General features: G+C 57.9%; 15 protein-coding genes. 3 read left to right on the top strand and 12 right to left on the bottom strand.

Annotated features, from left to right (window positions below; all coding sequences use genetic code 11):
* Position 1 precedes the first annotated feature (1 nt).
* Genes trpA through G6N80_RS10890 form a run of 3 tightly spaced genes read left to right on the top strand, consistent with a single transcriptional unit; the run spans position 2 to position 3,149 of the window.
* A complete protein-coding gene (gene trpA / locus G6N80_RS10900; protein WP_165133730.1) occupies positions 2-841 on the top strand; it encodes a tryptophan synthase subunit alpha in 840 nt (279 codons plus the stop codon).
* Positions 842-880: 39 nt separating this feature from the next.
* Positions 881-1,765: an acetyl-CoA carboxylase, carboxyltransferase subunit beta gene (accD, locus tag G6N80_RS10895; protein WP_062557288.1), complete on the top strand. Its 885-nt coding sequence runs from the start codon at positions 881-883 to the stop codon at positions 1,763-1,765.
* Between the two features lie 40 nt (positions 1,766-1,805).
* Positions 1,806-3,149, top strand: coding sequence for a bifunctional folylpolyglutamate synthase/dihydrofolate synthase (locus tag G6N80_RS10890; RefSeq protein WP_165133727.1), 1,344 nt, complete (start codon positions 1,806-1,808; stop codon positions 3,147-3,149).
* 77 nt (positions 3,150-3,226) lie between these two features.
* On the opposite strand, the gene trxA is transcribed toward G6N80_RS10890, so the two are convergent.
* The 12 genes from trxA to G6N80_RS10830 form a co-directional block, all read right to left on the bottom strand.
* Complete coding sequence (gene trxA, locus G6N80_RS10885) at positions 3,227-3,547, bottom strand: thioredoxin (RefSeq protein WP_137133630.1); 321 nt, start codon at positions 3,545-3,547, stop codon at positions 3,227-3,229.
* A 72-nt stretch (positions 3,548-3,619) separates the two neighbouring features.
* On the bottom strand, positions 3,620-7,177 hold the full coding sequence (gene addA / locus G6N80_RS10880; protein ID WP_165133724.1) for a double-strand break repair helicase AddA: 3,558 nt from the start codon (positions 7,175-7,177) through the stop codon (positions 3,620-3,622).
* Positions 7,170-10,370 carry a double-strand break repair protein AddB gene (addB, locus tag G6N80_RS10875; RefSeq protein ID WP_165133721.1) on the bottom strand — a complete coding sequence of 1,067 codons (3,201 nt, stop codon included), beginning with the start codon at positions 10,368-10,370 and terminating at the stop codon, positions 7,170-7,172. Before addB ends, addA begins: the two co-directional genes overlap by 8 nt.
* A 3-nt stretch (positions 10,371-10,373) precedes the next feature.
* Complete coding sequence (locus G6N80_RS10870) at positions 10,374-11,117, bottom strand: nucleotidyltransferase family protein (protein ID WP_165133718.1); 744 nt, start codon at positions 11,115-11,117, stop codon at positions 10,374-10,376.
* A gap of 5 nt (positions 11,118-11,122) precedes the next feature.
* Positions 11,123-12,643 carry a tRNA (adenosine(37)-N6)-threonylcarbamoyltransferase complex ATPase subunit type 1 TsaE gene (gene tsaE, locus G6N80_RS10865; protein ID WP_165133715.1) on the bottom strand — a complete coding sequence of 507 codons (1,521 nt, stop codon included), beginning with the start codon at positions 12,641-12,643 and terminating at the stop codon, positions 11,123-11,125.
* Positions 12,640-15,219 carry a PAS domain-containing sensor histidine kinase gene (locus G6N80_RS10860; protein ID WP_156379370.1) on the bottom strand — a complete coding sequence of 860 codons (2,580 nt, stop codon included), beginning with the start codon at positions 15,217-15,219 and terminating at the stop codon, positions 12,640-12,642. Before G6N80_RS10860 ends, tsaE begins: the two co-directional genes overlap by 4 nt.
* A 192-nt stretch (positions 15,220-15,411) precedes the next feature.
* Positions 15,412-16,812 (bottom strand): adenosylhomocysteinase, encoded by a 1,401-nt coding sequence (gene ahcY / locus G6N80_RS10855; RefSeq protein ID WP_062557296.1) that lies wholly within the window; start codon positions 16,810-16,812, stop codon positions 15,412-15,414.
* A gap of 146 nt (positions 16,813-16,958) precedes the next feature.
* A complete protein-coding gene (locus tag G6N80_RS10850; RefSeq protein WP_062557297.1) occupies positions 16,959-17,234 on the bottom strand; it encodes an HPr family phosphocarrier protein in 276 nt (91 codons plus the stop codon).
* A gap of 8 nt (positions 17,235-17,242) precedes the next feature.
* Positions 17,243-17,644 carry a PTS sugar transporter subunit IIA gene (locus tag G6N80_RS10845; RefSeq protein ID WP_062557298.1) on the bottom strand — a complete coding sequence of 134 codons (402 nt, stop codon included), beginning with the start codon at positions 17,642-17,644 and terminating at the stop codon, positions 17,243-17,245.
* Positions 17,645-17,751: 107 nt separating this feature from the next.
* Complete coding sequence (locus tag G6N80_RS10840; protein ID WP_165133695.1) at positions 17,752-18,243, bottom strand: HPr kinase/phosphorylase; 492 nt, start codon at positions 18,241-18,243, stop codon at positions 17,752-17,754.
* Positions 18,240-20,048, bottom strand: a complete 1,809-nt coding sequence (locus G6N80_RS10835) for a sensor histidine kinase (RefSeq protein ID WP_062557300.1) — start codon at positions 20,046-20,048, stop codon at positions 18,240-18,242. The genes G6N80_RS10840 and G6N80_RS10835 overlap by 4 nt, the downstream gene beginning before the upstream one ends.
* 97 nt (positions 20,049-20,145) lie before the next feature.
* Positions 20,146-20,871 (bottom strand): response regulator transcription factor, encoded by a 726-nt coding sequence (locus tag G6N80_RS10830; RefSeq protein ID WP_137133620.1) that lies wholly within the window; start codon positions 20,869-20,871, stop codon positions 20,146-20,148.
* Between the last annotated feature and the right edge of the window lie 152 nt (positions 20,872-21,023).

The raw sequence follows: 21,023 nt of genomic DNA, 5'->3' as shown, positions 1-21,023 counted from the left end.
CATGACTGCACGTATGGACAAGCGTTTTGCTGATTTGAAGGCTGAGGGACGCCCGGCGCTCATCACATATTTCATGGGCGGAGATCCGGATTTCGAGACTTCGCTGGGTATCATGAAGGCTCTTCCGGAAGCCGGCGCGGATGTGATCGAGCTTGGCATGCCATTCTCGGATCCGATGGCCGATGGCCCGGCAATCCAGATGGCCGGTCACCGTGCCTTGGCCAAGGGTCAGACACTGGCGCGTACGCTGGACATGGCGCGTGAGTTCCGCAAGACAGATCAGAACACGCCGATTGTCCTGATGGGTTATTACAATCCTATCTACAACATGGGCGTCGAAACCTTCCTGGATGAAGCGGTCGCGGCGGGCATCGACGGCCTTATCGTTGTCGACCTGCCACCGGAAATGGATGACGAACTTTGCATCCCGGCGCTTGCGCGTGACATCAACTTCATTCGTCTCGCAACGCCGACGACCGATGATCGCCGCCTGCCCAAGGTGCTCGAAAACACATCCGGCTTTGTCTACTACGTTTCGATGAACGGTATCACGGGCTCTGCTCTTCCGGATCTCTCCAAGATTGCGGGTGCCGTCCATCGTATCAAGTCCCATACGGATTTGCCAGTCTGCGTTGGCTTTGGCGTCAAGACCGCCGATCATGCCAAGGCAATCGGTGCCGCTGCGGATGGAGTCGTCGTCGGCTCCGCCATTGTTGCGCAGGTTGCAGGCAGCCTGACTGCGGATGGCGAGGCCACCGAGCATACGATTTCAGCCGTTGCGACGCTTGTTCGCGGCCTTGCGAGTGGCGTGCGGTCCGCACGTCTTGTCGCAGCCGAGTAAGATAACCACATTGACGATGGTCAATCAGGAGTTCTGCCAGTGAACTGGATCACCAACTATGTGCGCCCAAAGATCAACTCGATGCTGGGCCGCCGGGAAGTGCCGGAAAATCTATGGATCAAATGCCCGGAGACGGGTGAAATGGTGTTCCATAAGGATCTGGAAGAAAACAAGTGGGTCATCCCCGCATCTGGCTTCCACATGAAGATGCCGGCAAAGGCCCGGCTAACCGATCTTTTCGACGGCGGCGTTTATGAAAACCTGCCGCAACCGAAGGTCGCTCAGGATCCGCTGAAGTTCCGTGATTCCAAGAAGTACAGCGACCGCCTCAAGGACAGCCGTGTGAAAACTGAGCAGGATGACACGATCCTTGCTGGTCTCGGAAAAGTGCGCGGCGTCAAGCTCGTCGCCGTGGTGCATGAGTTCAACTTCATCGGTGGGTCGCTGGGCATGGCAGCGGGCGAAGCAATCGTGAAGGCAGCCGAACGCGCTCTGGCGGAGAAGTGCCCGCTGGTCATCTTCCCGGCTTCCGGTGGTGCTCGCATGCAGGAAGGTATTCTGTCGCTGATGCAGCTTCCGCGCACCACGGTCGCCGTCAACATGGTGAAGGAGGCGGGGCTTCCGTATATCGTAGTGTTGACGAACCCGACGACCGGTGGGGTTACGGCCTCTTACGCCATGCTGGGTGACGTGCATATTGCCGAGCCAGGTGCGGAAATCGGCTTCGCCGGTAAGCGTGTGATCGAACAGACCCTGCGCGAAAAGCTGCCGGAAGGTTTCCAGACCTCTGAATATCTGCTCGAACACGGCATGGTCGATATGGTCGTCAAGCGTCATGATATTGCGCCGACGCTTGCCAGCCTTCTCAAGATCATGCTGAAGCAGCCAGCCAACAGTGATCAGCCTGTTGCCCTGTCCGCTTGAGCGCGGACGGACGACAGAAGCATAAGCCTCGGGGACTTGCATGAACCACATTGCCGTTAGCGAGGCGGAACAGGTCATCAACGAGTTGATGATGCTGCACCCCAAGGGTTACGACATGACCCTTGGAAGGATGCGGCGTCTGCTCGATGTGCTCGGCAATCCGCAGCAGCGCTTGCCTCCCGTCATTCATGTCGCCGGCACGAACGGAAAGGGCTCCGTCAGTGCCTTCTGCCGTGCGCTTCTGGAAGCTGCCGGGCATGCGGCGCATGTCCATACGTCACCGCATCTCGTCAACTGGCATGAGCGGTATCGCATCGGCTCACGTCAGGGGCCGGGGCAACTGGTGGACGATGCACTATTGGCGGATGCACTGCGTAGGGTCGCCGTTGCCAATGCTGGTGAGCCAATCACGGTTTTCGAGATCCTAACGGCCGCGGGTTTTCTGCTATTTTCCGAACTACCTGCCGATGCGGTTATCCTGGAAGTGGGGATGGGCGGCAGGCTCGATTGCACCAACGTCATCGACCATCCTGCAGTGTCCGTCATCATGCCGATTTCTTTCGATCATCAGGCCTACCTCGGCGACAGGGTCGAGCTGATTGCCGCGGAAAAAGCCGGTATCATCAAAAAAGGCTGTCCGGTCGTTATCGGACGACAGGAATTTGATGCGGCTGAAGAGGTTCTGGTGGCAACAGCCGAGCGTATGGGCTGTCCGACATCGGTCTACGGCCAGGATTATTCCGCCCATGAGGAGTTCAACAGGCTCGTCTATCAGGATGAGTTCGGCCTTGCCGACCTGCCCCTGCCGCGGCTTCCCGGTCGCCACCAGCTTTCGAATGCAGCCGCTGCTATCCGCGCAGTCAAAGCAGCCGGTTTCGAGGTCACGGACGCGATGATGGAAAAAGCGATGACCTCGGTCGAATGGCCCGGACGCCTTCAGAAGCTGACGGAGGGCGAACTCGTTGCCCTTGCGCCCACAGAGGCCGAAATCTGGGTCGACGGCGGCCATAATACAGGTGCAGGAGAGGTCATTGCGGAAGCCATGGCCTCCTTCGAGGAGCTTCGTCCCCGGCCGCTTTATCTGATTATCGGAATGCTGAACACGAAGGACCCTCTCAACTATTTTCGGGCCTTCACCGACATTGCCGAGCAGGTCTTTACAGTTCCGATCCGCGGCAGTGACGCAGGATTGGATCCTGTGGCGCTGGCATCATCAGCCTATGATGCAGGTCTGGTTGCCGAACCGATGTCCAGCGTTTCGGATGCTCTGAAAGAAATTGCCGAGCGACAACTTGATGACGCGGCCCCGCCGCGGATACTTATTGGCGGTTCGCTCTACCTTGCCGGAAATGTGCTGGCAGATAACGGCACACCGCCCCGGTGAGGTTCAACAGAAGATGAGAGCGGCATAAAAAACCCGGCGCGAGGCCGGGTTTTTCGTTTTGTTCTCGAATGCACTGATCAGGCTGCGCCAGAAATCCAACTGGAAAGCGCAGTCTTCGGAGCAGCGCCAACCTTGATGTCAGCCACTTCACCGCCCTTGAACATGGCAAGCGTTGGGATTGAACGAACGCCAAACTTGGCTGCCAGATCCGGGTTTTCGTCGATGTTCAATTTGGCGATCTTGACCTTGCCGGCCAGTTCGGTGGAGATTTCCTCAAGGCTTGGGGCGATCATCTTGCATGGGCCGCACCATTCTGCCCAGAAATCAACGACGACGGGTTCGGACGATTCCAGCACTTCAGCCTGGAAATTGGCGGCATCAACTTTCACGGTAGCCATGGGGCTCTCCTTTGAAGCATTTCTATTGTGCACAATGTGATGTGTGCGGCACCGAAATTCAATCCTGATCTCTCACTTTGTTCGCAGTTCGGCAAGGGATCGATCGATCGCTTCGGTGGAAAGCGTGATGACTTTTGCCGTCTCCGTGTAGACCAGCACGCAGGAGATTCGATGACCTGGATACAGCGGTTTGAGAATTTCGCGGTAGATGGCCAGTTGGGCGCGATGGGCAAAAGCGACCTCTTCCTCGCTTCGCGGCACGAACCGATTGGTCTTGTAATCCAGAATGATCACCTGTCCGTTCGGCGTTATTGCCAAGCGGTCGATACGTCCCGAGACGGCATAGTCCCGCCCACTCATGGAAAGAGTTCCCATGATGGAGACTTCTGCTTGAGCCTTTTCGGAAAACAACGGTGCCAATGCTGGCTCGCGGAGAACAGCGAGCACCGAATGGTGGAGAGATTGCCGCTCGTCCCTTGGCCAAAAGTAAGCCGTCCGTTCGAGATAGCGTGATGCCGCTTCATCCCAATCCTCGCGCGGAAGGTTGGGCAGCATCTGGAGCATGCGATGGGTCAGCAAACCTTTTTGCAATGCCAGATTGCTCGCCTTCTTTTCCCCAAATAGCGGGGAAACGAATGGTGCATCGCCATCCTCATCTTCGATCATGATTCCCGCCCCGGAGGGGCTCAAGGGCCGGGGTAGCGGGCGGTGTGGCGGTAGTGGCTTGAAAAGCTCGGAAGGCAGGGATCTCGGACCTGCATCCTGCTCAGATTCCGATTTCATCTGTCCGGGTACGTCGAGAACTAGCCCAGACTCGCGCCAGAGATAACCGTTCCAATCTCCATCTGGACTTGAAAACGTTGTTTGTGTGCACCGTGTTTCGTCTTTGCTGAGTGCCTGCCTGACCAGGGCCTGCCAACTCTCATCATTCTCACGCTTGCCTCGGTAGCCGCAAATCACCAAACGGTCAGCAGCTCGTGTCATGCCGACATAGAGCAGCCGCCGGTATTCTTCTTCTGCGGCTTCCTTCAGTCGAGTATCGTCCTGAACCGTCAGGGCGTTTGACAGCGACTTCAGCGGAACCCAGGCGGGGACATCCTGGCTGTTGAGCTTAAGGAAGCGGAAGCGAGGGACGTGCGAGGAGATGAAGGCTTTCGAGCCGCTGTCCACCAGAAAGACGATTGGCGCTTCAAGCCCCTTGGAGGCATGCACCGTCATGATGCGCACTTCGTTGCGACCGCTATCCTGCTCGCGCTTGATTTCTGGAGCGTCTGCTTCGAGCGTTGAGATGAAGCTTTGCAGTCCGGGCAAGGACTTGTCCTCATGACTGAGCGCAAGGGACAGGAATTCGTCGAGAACATCGCCGGCTTCGCTGCCGAGCCGAGATAGAAACTGTTTGCGACCTCCATCAGCCCCGAGAATCCGGGCAAAGAAATCATGCGCCGTATGCTCGACAGCCAATATCCGGTAGCGGGAGAGCCGTTCTCGCACGCCTGAAAGAGAGAGCTCTCCGTCGTCCGCGAGATTGTTCAGATGCTTCCACACGCTCTCTGCCTCACTCCGCAGGGCAGCAAGCTCGAAGATCTGGTCTTCCGTCAGGTTGAAGATCGGGCTTTTGAGCGCAGCAGTCAAAGAGAGATCGTCATGCGGCTGCAAGACAAAGCGGGCCAGCGCGATCAGATCTTGTACAGCAATATGACTGGTGAGGCGCAGACGATCGGCACCGGCCACTGGAATGCTTCCGCGCCGCTTGAGCGCGCGCGTCAGGGCGTTGACGAAAGCGTCTCTCTTTCGAACCAGCACCAGGATGTCCCCTGGTTCGATGAGCCGTGTCTTGCCCCCTTCAATGATCGTTTGCCGGCCAACCATCTCACCGATGTGATGCGCAATACGTCCTGCAAGTATGGCAGCGGGTGCCTGATCGGGCGTTGAATCAAACGGTGCCGTCCAGTCTTCCTCAAGGTCGCTCTGTTCGGGAATGACCGTTTCCCATAGGTCGACTGCTCCGGCATGCCCGATGCGGTTGGACCGATGGATAACCGGTTCGCCTTCGGCGCTCAGGCCCTTGGCATGAATGGGAATTGAGAACACCTGATCGACAGCGCTGAGGACATCGGCCGTGGAGCGGAAGGAGAGGGGCAAGCGGACGGAGTTAAACAGTTGCCCGCTGCGGGTGACCCGCCTTTGCGTCTGCGTTCGCTCTTCGGCGAAACGTTCCGGGCGCGCTCCTTGGAAGGAATAGATCGACTGCTTTTCATCGCCCACCGCGAAAATCGTACGCGTACCCGGTCTTGCGCTGTCGCCCGTAAAGAAATCCTCTGCCAGAGACTGGATAATGCTCCACTGTACCGGGCTCGTGTCCTGCGCCTCATCAACGAGAATGTGGTCAATCCCCTGGTCCAGCTTGTAGTGAACCCAGGCGCCTACACCTTCTCGCGCCAGAAGCTGGGCCGCACGGGTAATGAGGTCTTCGAAATCCAGAAGGCTGCGCCGACGTTTCAAGTCTTCGTAATCGTCATCGAGCCGCATCGCGAGCGTGAGTGCTGCCAGCGTCGCCTTCAGCATCCGGACAAGGCTGAGACGATCTCGCAACGAAACCACATGATCGCGTGCCTCGGCCATCCAGAGTTCCAGGCCAGGCGCCGCCGCTGTCATTTTCTTTGTGAAAAGCGATGTGTCAGCCTTGGGTTTGCCCGCTTGCGTCAGGAATACCTGATCCAGAAGACGGGCGCGCTCCGCAAAATCCCTCACCTCGGCAACCTGCTGAAGCAGATAGCCCGTTTCGGACGATTTCGCCCCGCCTTTATCGGATTGCGCCAGTTCCAGATAGGTCGTCAGCCGTCCGTCCGCCAAGCTGGGAATGGGCCAATAATCAGCGAGGATACTGTCTTCAGTCTCAGAGGCGTCGAGACCGAAACCGGCTCTCAAGGCTCGTTCTATACCTCCAGCTTTTTCGGCCTCAGCCAGGAACTGGCGCAATGCGCCACGGTTCGCGACAATATCGGAGAGAAGAGTTTCCAGCCCGCTTTCATCGCCAAGATCAAGCACATGCGTAAAGGCATCGGCCAGGTCGCTTCCCGCTTCCAGCGAGGTGGCCGTCAAAAGGGATCGTTTGGCTTCTGCCAGCAAGGCCTGAGCGGACGCGTCGTCCAGCACGGAGAAGTGGCCTGCGACATTGGCCTCCAAAGGAAACTGGTGGAGAAGCGCCTCGCAAAAGGCGTGAATAGTCTGGATTTTCAGGCCGCCCGGCGTTTCCAGCGCCTTGGCAAATAGCCGCCGCGCTTCAGCCAGCTTGATCGCGTCTGGATATTCACCTTCGATCGCCTGGATACGTTGCGCCAACTCATTGTCCGTCAGCACCGCCCACTCGCCCAGACGCTGGAAGACGCGGTTGGACATCTCAGACGCAGCCGCCTTGGTATAGGTCAGGCACAGAATAGCGGATGGACGGCAGCCGGACAGAAGCAGACGAATGACACGCTGGGTCAGCACATGCGTCTTGCCTGAACCGGCATTGGCGGACACCCAGGCGGAACTGGTGGGCGATGAGGCCAGCGCCTGCTGACGCGCAGTCCAGCTCAGCCATGTTTGCGGATCGGTGTCGAGGCTCAGAAGGTCGGTCTCACTCATCCCCATCAGCCTCCTCTGCATCGGCGGTAGACCACTCGGCAACGCGCGCCAGATGATCGTACTCTCCTCCAAAATCGCCCTGCTGGAAGGGGATGAGCCGTGATGCGAATCCGACATCGCCACTGCGCAGACGGGTTACGAAGGCAGTCAGTTGAGCAATCGAATCGCTCGCAAGCTCGAAGGCTGATTTCGGCTTTGTCCTGGCCGTTTCCTTCGCACCCTCATTGTTTACCTTGTCGCACGTGAAACGTTCGCCGGGTCGAAGGCGCACATAGAGAAGATCGTCCGGCAAGACCTGCCCCAGAACCCTGAACGCACCGGCCTGCAAAGCTGCGGCCTCCAGAGGGAGTTGCGGATCGAGCAATGCCCTTGCCTGCGAAACAGTTGGGCTCAGACCCGTCTTGTAATCGATGAGATCGGCATGACCATTGCCCTTGATATCGATACGGTCGGCTATGCCGGTCAGGCGAATTCCAGCCTCTGGTATCTCGTAGCCTGCTGCAAGTTCCGTATAGGTACGCCTGACATCAGGCGCTCGCCGGTCGTGCCAGCGAATGAAGGCGCGGGCAACCTCGCGGAAGCGAGGTCGCCAGACCTGGTCGATATGCAGTGGTAAGCGGGCAGTGGCGAACTCCTCGCGGATCAGATCGTCCATCATGAATGCTGCTTCGTGACTTGCCGGTGCTGCCTTGACGAAACGCTCGATAATCCGGTGGTACAAGGTTCCGCGCTCGGCTGCACCGGGCTCCTGATTGAAGCCATCAAGGGGATCCAGTCGCAGGATGCGCCGGGCGTAAATCGAATAGGGATCTCTGCGCAGCCGCCCCACTTCGCTGAAGGAATACTTTCTCGGCTGAAGTTCAGCCGGTGGCTTGGGAGAAGGACGTCGCCCCAATGACTGACCTTCGCCTGCAGGTGTATCGTCAATCATCTGCGCCCAGCGGCGATAGTCTTCCCCTCGGGAGAGCATTTGTACCTTGAGCGACTTGCCTCCCAGAGCCAGCAAACGTTGCAGCCATCGAGACGCCACGGTTGGCGCTCCTCCCTGTCGCAGCGAGCGGGTATAGATCAGATCCCGCGTTCCATTCGCCATGATGAAGTCATGCGCCAACTGCCCCGTTCTGCGCTCGGGTGGCTCCAGACCGATATCCGCCTTCATGCTGCGGGACAAAAACGGATTATTGGTGGACTGGCCAGGCCACGATCCCTCATTCATGCCGCCGATCACGACTGTATCGGCTCGCTGCAGGCGTGATTCCATGGTGCCGTAGATGAACACGCGCGGATGTGCGAGCGAGCGAGGCTTGACGGCCTGACTTGCCATCAACGCTGCCAGAATATCGATCCACTGTTGCCCATCGGCTTCGATCTGACCATCGGTCGTCATGATGTCGGACAGCAGAGAGGCAAGGCGTTCACCGGCCTCACCGAGCCAGAGCATGCTCAGGTCCCCGGTCTCGGACATCGCCGCTGCTTCAAGCGCCCTGCCGGTGCGTTCTGCCCAATCCGACAGCGTCAGCCGATCCGTAAATCGCCTCCCATCCATTCGGGGTGGTTGTACTGCACTGGCAAGCGGATCGACGGCTTTCTGAATTTTGTCTGCAAGAGCTTTGGCGAGAGCCGCAACGTCTTCGCTGAGAGAAAGCCGCCACTGCTTCGGATGTCGACTCTCTTTATGCGAAGCGATCCCGGCGTCGACAAGCGCTGCAAGAGCTGTGATATCCGGTTTCTCCAGTCCTCCGCGCAAGGCAAAAAGTTCAACCGCATCTCCAGCCGCGTTTCTGGCCGTATCCGGCATGCCGAACCGGGCCAGCGGATGCTTGAGAAGTGACGTGATCGCAACGGGATCTCCCGGTAAAAGAACGGCCTGCAGAAGCACCGACAGAAAAGTGCCCTGCGGTGTAGCGGACAGAGGCGTACCGGCCGTATCGTCGGCGGTAATCCAGAAGCGCTGCAGTTCCGCCGTGACTCGACGTGCCAACGCTCGGTCGGGTGTAATCAGGGCCACCTGCGACTGGCCATCCAGGCCAGGCTTCTCAAGTGCAAGACGCAATGCGATCGCAATGGCGGCAGCCTCTTCCCGCTCGTTTGCCGCCTCGATGAGCGCCACGCGAGAAAAGGCGTCTTCCACCATTTCTGGCGCTGCCTCCTTGCGCCAACGGTTCCAGCTGTCTGTTGCATCGGCTGGGGCGAGCGCTTGCGACAGCAACAGGTTGCGGCATTCGAGATCGCCTGGTGCCTCGCCCAGTTCGATGACATCGCAACGGTCCAGCTCCAGCTTTCGCAAGAGTCGGTGAAATCCGTATTGAGGATGGCTTCTGCTTGCAGGGTCCGGCCTTCCCGCCAGATCGCCCAGCCCCAGCATCGCCCATTGATCATCCGGCATGGATCGGTCCAGGCCTGGTAGAACGACGGCACCGTTTCGAAGTCCGGCAATGGCAGCAATCAGGTTGGCAGCGGCCGGAACGGAGCCCGTCGACCCAGCGACGATTACCGGTCCGTCATGCTGGCGCATGGCGATGCGTCTGGCTTCCGCGTTGATGATCGCAGCCTGATGGCGGGCAGGGGAAGAGCGCTTCAACTCCTCCAGTCTGGTGGGCCAGAACTGGCTGGCGATCTTCAGAAACTCAGCCGAAAGTTGCCACCACAGCGAATGCTCGGTTGTTCGCAGTTTGTCGAGATCGCTCCAGTCTCTGTCTTCCGTCTCCATCGCATCAATGAGTTCGACCAGCGAACGTGCCAGCCATATCGCATCTGCAGGGCTTGCCGGTGCCACAAGGGGGGAAGTTTGATGAACATCCATCACCGCCTGTGGAAGCGCATTGCGCCATGCCAGGATCAACCGTCCCAGTTCCAGCAGCCTTTGCGTGCCACTGATCGGCATGGCAAGATCCATCTCTTCCGGTGCCGTCAGGTCGAAGAGACCGCTATCGTCATCGGTTTCGCCCAAGGGGCGGATCACCGGCAGAATGGCTGATTGACCGCCGAGGTAATCCACGAACTCGGAACGGAGAACGCGTGCCGCGCGACGGGTCGGGACGTAAAGAGTGACCTTGGCGAGCGCAAGCGGATCGCTTGCCTCGTAGCGGAAGCTGTCCAGAACGCGCCCTTCACAGAGCGCTGATGCCACCGTTTTCAGAAATGGCGCCGCCGGAGGAACGGTCAGAACCCGTTTTCTGTGCCGCGCTTCCATGGGTCAACCTGCTCCGGACGCGATCAGCTGCCGTGTCCCGAGAAACCCTTCCGCAGCCTCCAGTCCGTCGGGAGAGCCAACCGTAATCCAGTGACCGCTCAGCATCGTGCCGAAAAGCCGACCGTTCCGTATGGCTTTGTCAAAATAGATGTTCAGGTTGAAAGGTTCGTCTGGCGCATCGGCAAAGAAAGCCGTATCCACGACGAAAGCACCGGCATAGACGACAGGCGTTGGATCGCCTTCGGAATACCGCGTGAGCCGTGCCTCGGCATCCAGATTGAAGTCCTTTTTTCCGTCGTGGCCGATAGCCTGCTCCAGCGTAACGCACAGCATGGCCATATCCATCCGATCGGGATCGAAGAACTGAATCAGTTCGCGCAGATTGGAAAGCTGATTTTCCGGCTCGCCAACCCAGAAGAGGTCGGCATTCATGACGAGCACGGGACCGTCCGGCAAGAGCTTCAGCCCTTTGACGAGACCGCCGCCGTTGTTCATCAACCGGTCCCGCTCATCCGAGATCAGGATTTCCATGTCCATGCGCTTCGCCAGATGCGAGAGCATCATATCGGCGTGGTGGTGTATGTTGATGGCGACTTTCGTCACGCCTGCTTCCGCAAGGCTGTCCAGCACGTAATCGATCATGGGACGGCCGCCCACAGGTACGAGCGGCTTTGGCAATCGGTCGGTGATCGGGCGAAGGCGAGTGCCAAGCCCGGCGGCCAGTACCATCGCGTTCTGGATAGTCATAAGGATCAGGTCCGTGATTCGCTGACGTCGATCCCTGCTTGTGCCATCCATTGCCGGAGCGGCGCAAGAACGGGATGTTCAAGAACCGCAGCGAGATAGCGAAGCGTCCGAGGCATGTGCTTCAGATATCCCGGTTTCCCGTCACGCTCCTTCAAGCGCACCCATATGCCTGCGAGCTTGCAATTGCGCTGCGCGGACATGATGGCGAAGGCCTTCAGAAAACTGGTCTCGTCGAAGTTTCCCTGAACGTGGCGAAGTCTGAGATAGTGTGCCAGCAAGGCATCGCCCAGCGTGGAAGGAATATCCACGCGGGCGTCCTGTACGAGAGACGCCACATCATAGGCGGTTGGACCGATCATCGCATCCTGGAAATCGATGAGGCCGATCCGGCGCAATTCTTCCTCATGCGCCTGCCAGATAAGATTGGGCGAGTGATAGTCTCTCAACAGAAGATGCCGCTCGCAATCACCAAGCTCTGCGATCAATCCGTCCCAGACGCGAGAATAGCTTTCCCGTTGGATATCGGTGGCCTGTATGCCACCGTTCTTCCAGGGGAAGTACCAATCGATCAGCAAACGCGTCTCGATCTTCATTGCAACAGGATCGAATGGCGGAACCTGATGTTGGTGCTGCGTGTCGACGGCGATGATCGTTGGCGCCGTTTGGTGATGCAGATGTGCCAGACAGTCGATGGACGCCATGTAGCGTTCAGTGATTGGCTTTCCGCCATCGTCCAGAACGCTGCTTTGCCCAAGATCTTCCAGCAGAAGCAGACCGCTATCGAAATCGCTGGCCACGATATCCGGGGCGCGCAACCCGATGTCGCGCAGGTATTGCGCAATTGCGACAAAGGGCAAAACCTCTTCCGCCAGATGCGCAACTTTTGGATAGGGCTTGCCATCCAGCACGGGAGGACCATCCGGTCTGCGTGGCCAGTCCATGAGGATGTATCGCTTGCCGTCCTGGCAAAGAAGCGTTTCATAGGCGCGTAAAGAGGCGTCCCCGGTCAGATACCGCCGTTGTCCATCGGCATAGCCGTGTTTTGTCAGAAACTGCCGGATCAACAGGGCGCGGCTGATTCGCGCCATGGCAGTGGTTGAGCCGGTGATTTCGACGCGTCGTCCCGCTCCCTCATGCGTCAGGGTGAGGCGGATGCGATCTTTCGGCAGCTCCGTAACGGCCATTTCCGGCCATTCGACGAGACAGATACCATCAGAGAGCGCCTCGTCGAGCCCCAGTTCGTCGAGTTCGGATCCGTCTGCCAGACGATAAAGATCGAAATGCGAGATGGGAATGCGCAGGTCATAGCTCTGGACCAGAGTAAATGTCGGGCTTGGGACCTCTAGCTCGGAATCTTCCGCCATCGCACGGATAAAGGCTCTGGCCAGCGTCGATTTACCGGCTCCAAGGTCACCTGACAGGCACAGGCAGTCACCGGGCTTTAGCGCCAGCGCCAAATCTTCGCCGAGCCGGATCGTTTCCGCCTCGTCTTGCAAAAGCAGAGAGATCACGGATGCGCTGCTCATTCGGCCGCGACAGAACGAGCATAGACGGCGCTCGGAATACGGCAGGTGACGGTGGTGCCGACGCCCGGCTTGCTGTCAATCTTCACATCGCCCTTGTGCAGATGTACAAAGCTTTCGACGATGGACAGGCCGAGGCCTGCGCCGCTGCGCTTGCCGCCCTTGCCGCTGGAGAAGCGGTTGAACACCGTCGGCAGAACCTCTTCCGGAATACCGGGACCATTATCGGCCACGGAGAAATAGACATTCAGGCCTTCGCGCCAGCTGCTCAACGTGATGGTTGACCCTTCCGGTGCAAAATTTGCGGCATTGGTAATCAGCTTGATCAGGATCTGTTTCAGGCGCTGTTGATCCGCCACGATGCTTCCCATGCCGCGTGGCGCGACAATCTCGAGCATGACACTGTTCTCGTTCAACCTGTCTGCAATCTGCATGGCAACGTCGTCCAGCAGATCATCAAGCTCCACATCGCTGTAGCTCAGCTCCATGATCCCGGCATCGACCGTTGCAAGATCAAGAATGTCGTTGACGATGGTGAGAAGCACTGAAGAAGAGGTAGAAATATGATCCACATATTCCGACTGGCGTTCGTTCAACGGCCCGATTCCCGGCGTCTTCAAGAGATCGGTGAAGCCGATGATGTTGGTCAGCGGCGAGCGTAGCTCATAGGAAACGTGCTGAACGAAATCGTTCTTCAGTTCATCCGCCTTGCGGAGCGCCTCGTTCTTTTCCTTCAGTGCCCGCTCAGCCCGCGCACTGTCCGTCATATTGACGAAGGTCAGCATGGTCTGCGCATTGGGAAGCGGGATGACGGCGTAATCCAGAACGATGCCGGAGGTCAGCTCGAATGTGCCTTGTAGCGACGGACGTTCATCGTCGAAGTTCGTCAGCATCTGGCCAAAGAGGCGCCAGCCGTCCGGCTTTTCGTATTCCACAGCGCAGGCGGCTTCGATGGCCTTGATATGCGTGCCGGGCTTTGTCTGTTCTTCCGTGATACCCCAAAGCGCTCGGAATGCCGGGTTTGACAGGCGAATGCGACCATCCGGACCAAACACGGCAACACCCTCGGCGAGATGATCGATTGTCTCGCCCTGTACTTTGACGAGCGTATTATAGCGGGTCTCAAGATCCACCTGCTCGGTCAAATTCTCGAAGACCCAGGTCACGCCGCCCTGCGGATGTGCGGTCGCAATGACCTGAAGCGTCTGACCGTTTGGCAGATGCCATCTGTTCGTCTGCGTGTCGAGCGCACGATAAACAGAGAGAACCTGTTCCTTCCAGTTCCGCCAGTTCAATTGCTCTGGTAGCTTGTTTCGGCTGCGCAGCTTGTCGAGCAGTTCGTTATGATCCGGATGGCTTTCAAGGAAGCCAAGTTCGAGATCCCACAGGCGGACGAAAGCCTGGTTGTAGAACTGCAGGCGCTGCTCACGATCGAAAATGGCGACAGGCGTGGCCAGATGATCGAGCGTTTCCGCGTGGCTTGTCAGGGTGCGGGCCAGTTCCGCGCGGATGGCTTCGGCTTCCGTTACATCGATTGCCATGCCGGCAGAACCGGCAGACGCAACGACGTCCACGACCTCGAACAGTGTGCGATTGCCGCGAACGACGGTCGAAATGCGATCGTGATACGGTGAGGTCGGTGTTGCGGCTGCCCGAATCTGTTCGCGCGCAATCGTACCGAGAAACTCGCGGCTTTCACGCACTGCCTGCGCCGGGCTGGAAGCCTCTACAGCATCACCATAGGCATGGTTGACCCAAGCAAGTTTGCCTTCCGCGTCGCGATGCCAGACCGGTTGCTCCAGAGCATCGAGAAGCGACTGGAAGAGGTTCATGGAAGACACGAGCCGTTCTCGCTCGATCTTGAGCTCAGCAAGCTCCGCTCTGAGATTGTTCAGAGCAATGAAGCGCACAAAAGCCTTGCCCCCGGAAACACGCCCCTGAACTTCCAGAATCTCGTCGCGTTGCGTTTCGACCACCAGATCGAAAGTGCGGCCATCGGAACGCAAGGTCTCGATGCCCCGCTCAAGCTCGACTGCGGAGTGAGCGCGGATCCACTTGCCAAATGCCAGAAACTCGCGGTCGTCTGCCGGCGCGCCGGTTTCCGTTGGAAGTTGGCCGAGAATTTCCGGCCTCGAAGGACCCGCCTCCCAAATGACGATACGCCGGTTCTTGTCGGCAATCAGGGCTTCATATTTCGAAATACGCTGTTGTGCGTCAGAAAGCGCGCCGCGTATCTCCTGGCTTTCCGCTTCCAGATTGCCCTTCTGGCGCATCAGCCAGATGGTTGAAAGCAGTGCCGCCGCGATGGCGCCAATGGCAAGTGACGAGAAGATAACCTCCGAGGACGAGAACAGGCGACCGGTGGGAAGAACGCGTTCCTGCGCAAGCGCTGCCCCAGCGAAGCCGGAAAGCGCCGTGCTCGCCAGGCCAAGCCGGAATCCGTTGTAGAAGCGGCGCATGCCAGATGCTCCTGATTTCTGCCACTGTCCAGCCATGCGCTTCCATTCACCTCGAGACGTTCGCGTAACGTCATCGTTTGCGCCAACAGCCTTGCGTGAGGCTAAATTCCTCGTCTTCATTCAGGTCTGTCTCCGTCCATGTGCCGCATCGTCGACAAGACATCCCGGCCCGCGTGGGACTTGTGGTCCCCACGAATCAAGTCTCGAAACAATATCTGCTTCGGAAATTGGGGCAAAGGGCGACAGCCAAAAAAGAAGCCGCGGAATGTCAATTCCGCGGCCTTCAGGATCTTGTGGATAGATGAGGTGATATCAGTATCTGTAGTGCTCAGCCTTGAACGGGCCTTGCTGCGATACGCCGATATAGGCTGCCTGCTCTTCGGAAAGTTCCGTCAGTTTCACGCCAAGCTTCGCCAGGTGCAACCGGGCTACCTTTTCGTCCAGATGCTTCGGCAGAATATAGACGCCTGGCTTGTATTCATCGGTCTTCGTGAACAGTTCGATCTGGCCCAGAACCTGGTTGGTGAACGAGGCAGACATGACGAAGGACGGATGACCGGTCGCATTGCCGAGGTTCAGCAGACGGCCTTCCGAAAGCAGGATCATGCGGTTGCCCTTCGGGAACTCGATCATGTCGACCTGTGGCTTGATGTTGGTCCACTTGAGGTTCCGAAGCGATGCGACCTGAATCTCGTTATCGAAATGACCGATATTACCAACGATGGCCATATCCTTCATTTCGCGCATGTGTTCGATGCGGATCACGTCCTTGTTGCCGGTCGTGGTGATGAAGATGTCGGCGGAGGAGACGACGTCTTCCAGTTGAACCACTTCAAAGCCATCCATGGCGGCCTGCAGCGCGCAAATCGGATCCACTTCCGTCACCTTGACGCGAGCGCCAGCGCCAACCAGCGAGGCTGCGGAACCCTTGCCCACATCGCCATAGCCGCAAACAACGGCCACCTTGCCAGCCATCATGACGTCGGTTGCGCGGCGGATTCCATCCACCAGAGATTCCTTGCAGCCGTACTTGTTGTCGAATTTCGACTTGGTGACCGAATCGTTGACGTTGATGGCCGGGAAGGGCAGTAGACCCTTCTTGGCAAGTTCATACAAACGGTGAACGCCTGTCGTCGTTTCTTCCGTCACGCCCTTGATGGCTTCGCGCTGCTTCGTGAACCAGCCGGGAGATGCCTTGAGACGCTTCTTGATCTGAGCGAACAGGATCTCTTCTTCTTCCGAACCCGGATTGGAAAGAACATTCTCGCCAGCTTCGGCACGAGCACCCAAGAGGATGTACATGGTGGCATCGCCACCATCGTCCAGGATCATGTTGGAGACGCCGCCATCGGTCCACTGGAAGATCTTGTCGGTATATTCCCAATATTCGGTCAATGTTTCGCCCTTGACGGCGAAGACCGGAATGCCGGCAGCTGCGATCGCGGCTGCAGCGTGATCCTGGGTCGAGAAGATGTTGCAGGAGGCCCAGCGGACATCGGCCCCGAGAACTTTCAGCGTTTCGATCAGGACAGCTGTCTGGATCGTCATGTGCAGCGATCCAGAAATCCGCGCGCCCTTGAGGGGCTTGGTCTCACCAAACTCAGCACGGCAGGCCATCAGGCCCGGCATTTCAGTTTCGGCAATGTCCAGTTCCTTGCGGCCAAAATCGGCAAGCGCGATGTCAGCGACGATATAGTCTTTTTCAGTGCTCATTGTGGGTCTCCAGCTCTGCTTTCGGTCTGCCGCAAATCGGCGACCAGCAAGGGGTTGGGCCGACCTTCGCAAGTCGACAGTGCTGCCTGCCATGTAGCAGGGTTCCACAAAACTAGCAATAAGGATATAAAGAAGTCTTTATATGATTACATCTCTTCGCCAAAACGATCTTCGACGAGGCGTGCCAGAGCTTCGATTGCCGCCTCTGCCTGAACGCCGCTGGCGCTGACCTCAATCGTACAGCCGGGACTTGCGGCCAGCATCATCAATCCCATGATAGAGGTACCACCGACTGTCATGCCATCTTTCGAAACTTCGATACTGGCATCGAAACCTTCGACCATCTGCACAAACTTGGCGGAGGCCCGTGCATGCAGACCCCGCTTGTTGATGATGAGCAATTCTCGCGTAATGGACGACATGGAGCCTTTCACTTGCCGCTCAGGACACGGCTTGCCACGTTGATGTATTTGCGGCCGGCATCGGAAGCCTCCACCAGAGCCTTCTGCATGTCGTTGTCGCCACGAACGCCTGCGAGCTTGATCAGCATCGGCAAGTTCATGCCAGCAATGACTTCGGTCTTGCCACTGCTCATGACGGAGATGGACAGGTTGGAAGGAGTGCCGCCGAACATATCCGTAAGGATGATGACGCCGGAACCTGAATCGACCTTCTCAACGGCGTCCATGATATCCTGACGCCTTCTGTCCATATCGTCTTCCGGACCGATACAAACGGTCTCAATGTTTTTCTGAGGACCGACAACATGCTCCAAAGCATGTCGGAATTCCTCGGCCAGCTTGCCATGGGTGACAAGCACAAGTCCGATCATGTTGAGTTCTTCCCCCACTACACAATATCGTCCATGGTTCAATTTTGCACTGCAACAGACCCAAGGCGGTGGGAAGCCATCTTGTCCATGTCACAACGAAGTGCAAGCTAAAAATCAAGCAAGGAGAGTTCGCGGAATGGGCTTTCGTGACAAAATTCCGGTCGAACTGCTGCCAAAACGATCAGCGGGGCCGGATGATCATGCCGCAGGCGCATCATTGGCAAGGATCCACGTACACCAAGATCAACTACTTCGTCTCCTGGCGGCAGACGCTCCTCGACCCGGTCTGCCAAGACGCGAATGGCAAGGTGAAGAGGGGCGCGATCTATGCTTCGCAGACGACCGATACCGGTGCCGCGAACCTCAATCAACCCTGCGATGGAAGGCGGGCGAACGGCATGGATCTCATCGGCATGCCTTTCGATCAAAACCTGATCATCGCTGATGAGAGCCGCATAAGCATTCAAGCTCGCCGCATGCTGCAGAAGCGAAAGGGCAAGACTTGTCTTTCCGCTTCCGGACGGCCCAGTTAGCAGCAGGCCACGCGTTCCGATCACGATTGCGGTAGCATGCAGGTTGAACGCATCTCCTGCCGTCACGCAGCCTCTCCCATCGGAAGCGACAACGTAAAGCGAGCTCCAGTGACAGTTGTGCCATCCATCAGGTTTTCAGCCTTCAGCGTACCGCCATGGGCCTCGGCAATCTGGCGACTGATGGACAGACCGAGACCCGAATTCTGGCCAAAGCTTTCACCTTCGGGTCGGTCCGTGTAGAACCGTTCGAAAATGCGGTCGATATCCTCGGCGCGGATGCCGGGACCATTGTCGTCCACCTGGACGATGCAGCGGCTGCGGCTCTTGAACAATTTAACGGTGATCCGTCCATCCTTGTCCGGCACAAAGGAGCGCGCATTCTCGATCAGGTTCGTGATGATCTGTCCGAGGCGAAGATCGTGACCATGGACCTTATAGACACTCTTGGCGCCCGGCTTGTGGTCGACGATGAGTTCAATGTCGACGGGCTTGCGCCCGCTACGGATCTGGCGAGAGATCTCGACGAGATTACCAGCCAGTGCCTCCATATCCACCGGTGCCGCGTCCGAACGAGCCAGTTCCGCATCAAGACGCGAAGCATCGGAGATATCGGTAATCAACCGGTCCAGGCGGCGTACGTCATGAAAGATGATGTTCGTCAGGCGCTGTTTGGATTCCTCAGTCTTCGCCAGAGGCAGCGTTTCGACCGCGCTTCTGAGTGAGGTGAGAGGGTTTTTTAGCTCGTGACTGACATCGGCAGCAAAGCTTTCGATGGCGTCGATGCGGTCGTATAGCGCATTGGTCATATCGCGAAGCGCGATGGAAAGATTGCCGATCTCGTCCTGACGCGCGGAAAAATCCGGAATTTCTTCACGCTGCTTCACCCCACGGCGAACACGGATGGCCGCTGCCGCCAGACGGCGAAGCGGATTTGCGATCGTGGATGAGAGAAGGAGGGACAGCAGGATGTTGACAAGCGTTGCGACCCCGAAGACGCGCATGATGGCCAGACGTTCCGCATGCACGATGTTGTCGATGTCACCCGCCTGTGTCGAAAGCAGCAGGACGCCGAGAACGGCCCGGAAACGCTGGACGGGTACGGCGACGGAAACGATCAATTCACCCTTGTCGGTGACGCGAACGACGGCCCCGCGCACGCCGGTCAATGCATTCATCACTTCCGGATATATGGATCCGTCACCGCCTGGAGCTTCCCGGTAGGCAGGCAGATTGCCCGGCTGAAGCAGACGGTTGAATTGGCTAGTAAGCCATTCCGGCCAGGTCTGGGATTCTCCCTCGACGGGTGGAAGTTCGTACCGCAGCACCTGGCCGCGCGAGTAGAGATGGCGTGAATCGAGCAGCAGGTTCGCATCAGCGTCGAAAAGACGGGCGCGGGTTCTGGTAGGCGAAATGAGGCGCCGCAGCACTGGCGCGACCCGCTCCGGATCGATCGGGAATTCCAGATCCTCATCATTCGGAACCGGCGTAATGCTTTGCCCAGCCTGCAACTCCAGAAGCTTTTCCGGATCGATGGTGATCGAATTCGTATCGACGGAAGCCGAGGCTGAAATGGCACCGGCGATGATTTCGCCCTGGGTCAGAAGGCTCTCGACGCGCGCATCGATCAGCCCCTCGCGGAACTGGTTCAGGTAGAGGATGCCTGCAACCAGCACCACGGTCGCCGCGATGTTAAAGAACAGAATACGACGGGTAAGGCTCGAAAAGACGGCATTGCCGAAAATACGCCGGATCAGCGTAAAAGGATGCGTCCATACCCGCCGCGCCGGACGCGGCGTCTCGCGCTCGGCCTCATCGGGCTCGCGGGTATGAAATGTCTGATCGGCCAAGGCCAGGTCCTTTCCAGAGGCCATCCACCGAAACCCTGCTTACGTGCAGCTGTCACGGTGATTCGTGCCTTATATCCGCTCCGCGCCCGCAATGGCAGGGGCACCGGTCTGGATGCGCAGGTCAGGCAGCCTCGCGGAAACGATAGCCGACACCATAGAGCGTTTCGATCATGTCGAAATCCGTATCGACCATCTTGAACTTCTTGCGAAGCCGCTTGATGTGACTGTCGATTGTTCGATCGTCTACATAGACCTGCTCGTCATAGGCCGCATCCATGAGGGCGTCGCGGCTCTTCACCACACCCGGTCTCTGGGCCAGCGAATGCAGGATCAGGAACTCGGTGACGGTCAAGGTCACGGGTTCGCCTTTCCAGGTGCAGGTATGTCGCTCCTGGTCCATCGCCAGCTGTCCACGTTCCAGCGTACGGGCTGCTTGGTCTGCGGCCGATTTGGGCGTCGCACCCGCGACAGAGGCTCCTTCACGAGCGCTGGCACGACGCAGTATTGCCTTGACGCGCTCTACCAGCAGGCGCTGCGAGAAGGGCTTGGTGATGAAATCATCTGCGCCCATCTTCAGGCCGAACAATTCATCAATCTCTTCGTCCTTCGAGGTGAGGAAGATCACCGGAAGGTCGGATTTCTGGCGCAGGCGACGCAGAAGCTCCATGCCGTCCATACGGGGCATCTTGATGTCGAATATGGCCAGCTGGGGCGGCCTTGCCAGAAGACCGTCAAGCGCGGACGCACCATCAGTGTAGGTTTCAACCCGGTATCCTTCTGCTTCCAGCGCGATGGAAACTGACGTCAGGATATTTCGGTCGTCATCTACCAGGGCTATCGTCTGCATTTTCTCTGTCTCCGCCATACTACACGCGTCTCCTGGATTGTGGCCCAGCCGAGCTTCTGCTCGGGTCAGCATGTGTTTGGGGATAAAGGTGGAACAAATTGTGGCAAAGATAAAGAGGGTTCCACACTATCAAATTTAGCCGAATTTGAAGC

Origin of the sequence: Rhizobium rhizoryzae (genome assembly GCF_011046895.1) — a bacterium.
Taxonomy (GTDB): Bacteria; Pseudomonadota; Alphaproteobacteria; order Rhizobiales; family Rhizobiaceae; genus Neorhizobium; species Neorhizobium rhizoryzae.
The sequence above is the reverse complement of the archived record's forward strand: the minus strand, read 5'-3'. Positions and strand labels throughout refer to the sequence as shown.

Bases quoted from the DNA above. Each gene is read 5' to 3' on its own strand.
- ahcY (WP_062557296.1), bottom strand. From the start codon at position 16,812: ATGAGCACTGAAAAAGACTATATCGTCGCTGACATCGCGCTTGCCGAT.
- G6N80_RS10830 (WP_137133620.1), bottom strand. From the start codon at position 20,871: ATGCAGACGATAGCCCTGGTAGATGACGACCGAAATATCCTGACGTCA.
- G6N80_RS10845 (WP_062557298.1), bottom strand. From the start codon at position 17,644: ATGATCGGACTTGTGCTTGTCACCCATGGCAAGCTGGCCGAGGAATTC.
- G6N80_RS10870 (WP_165133718.1), bottom strand. From the start codon at position 11,117: ATGACTATCCAGAACGCGATGGTACTGGCCGCCGGGCTTGGCACTCGC.
- G6N80_RS10860 (WP_156379370.1), bottom strand. From the start codon at position 15,219: ATGAAGACGAGGAATTTAGCCTCACGCAAGGCTGTTGGCGCAAACGAT.
- addA (WP_165133724.1), bottom strand. From the start codon at position 7,177: ATGAGTGAGACCGACCTTCTGAGCCTCGACACCGATCCGCAAACATGG.
- trpA (WP_165133730.1), top strand. From the start codon at position 2: ATGACTGCACGTATGGACAAGCGTTTTGCTGATTTGAAGGCTGAGGGA.
- trxA (WP_137133630.1), bottom strand. From the start codon at position 3,547: ATGGCTACCGTGAAAGTTGATGCCGCCAATTTCCAGGCTGAAGTGCTG.
- G6N80_RS10890 (WP_165133727.1), top strand. From the start codon at position 1,806: ATGAACCACATTGCCGTTAGCGAGGCGGAACAGGTCATCAACGAGTTG.
- tsaE (WP_165133715.1), bottom strand. From the start codon at position 12,643: ATGAGCAGCGCATCCGTGATCTCTCTGCTTTTGCAAGACGAGGCGGAA.
- G6N80_RS10850 (WP_062557297.1), bottom strand. From the start codon at position 17,234: ATGTCGTCCATTACGCGAGAATTGCTCATCATCAACAAGCGGGGTCTG.
- addB (WP_165133721.1), bottom strand. From the start codon at position 10,370: ATGGAAGCGCGGCACAGAAAACGGGTTCTGACCGTTCCTCCGGCGGCG.
- G6N80_RS10835 (WP_062557300.1), bottom strand. From the start codon at position 20,048: ATGGCCTCTGGAAAGGACCTGGCCTTGGCCGATCAGACATTTCATACC.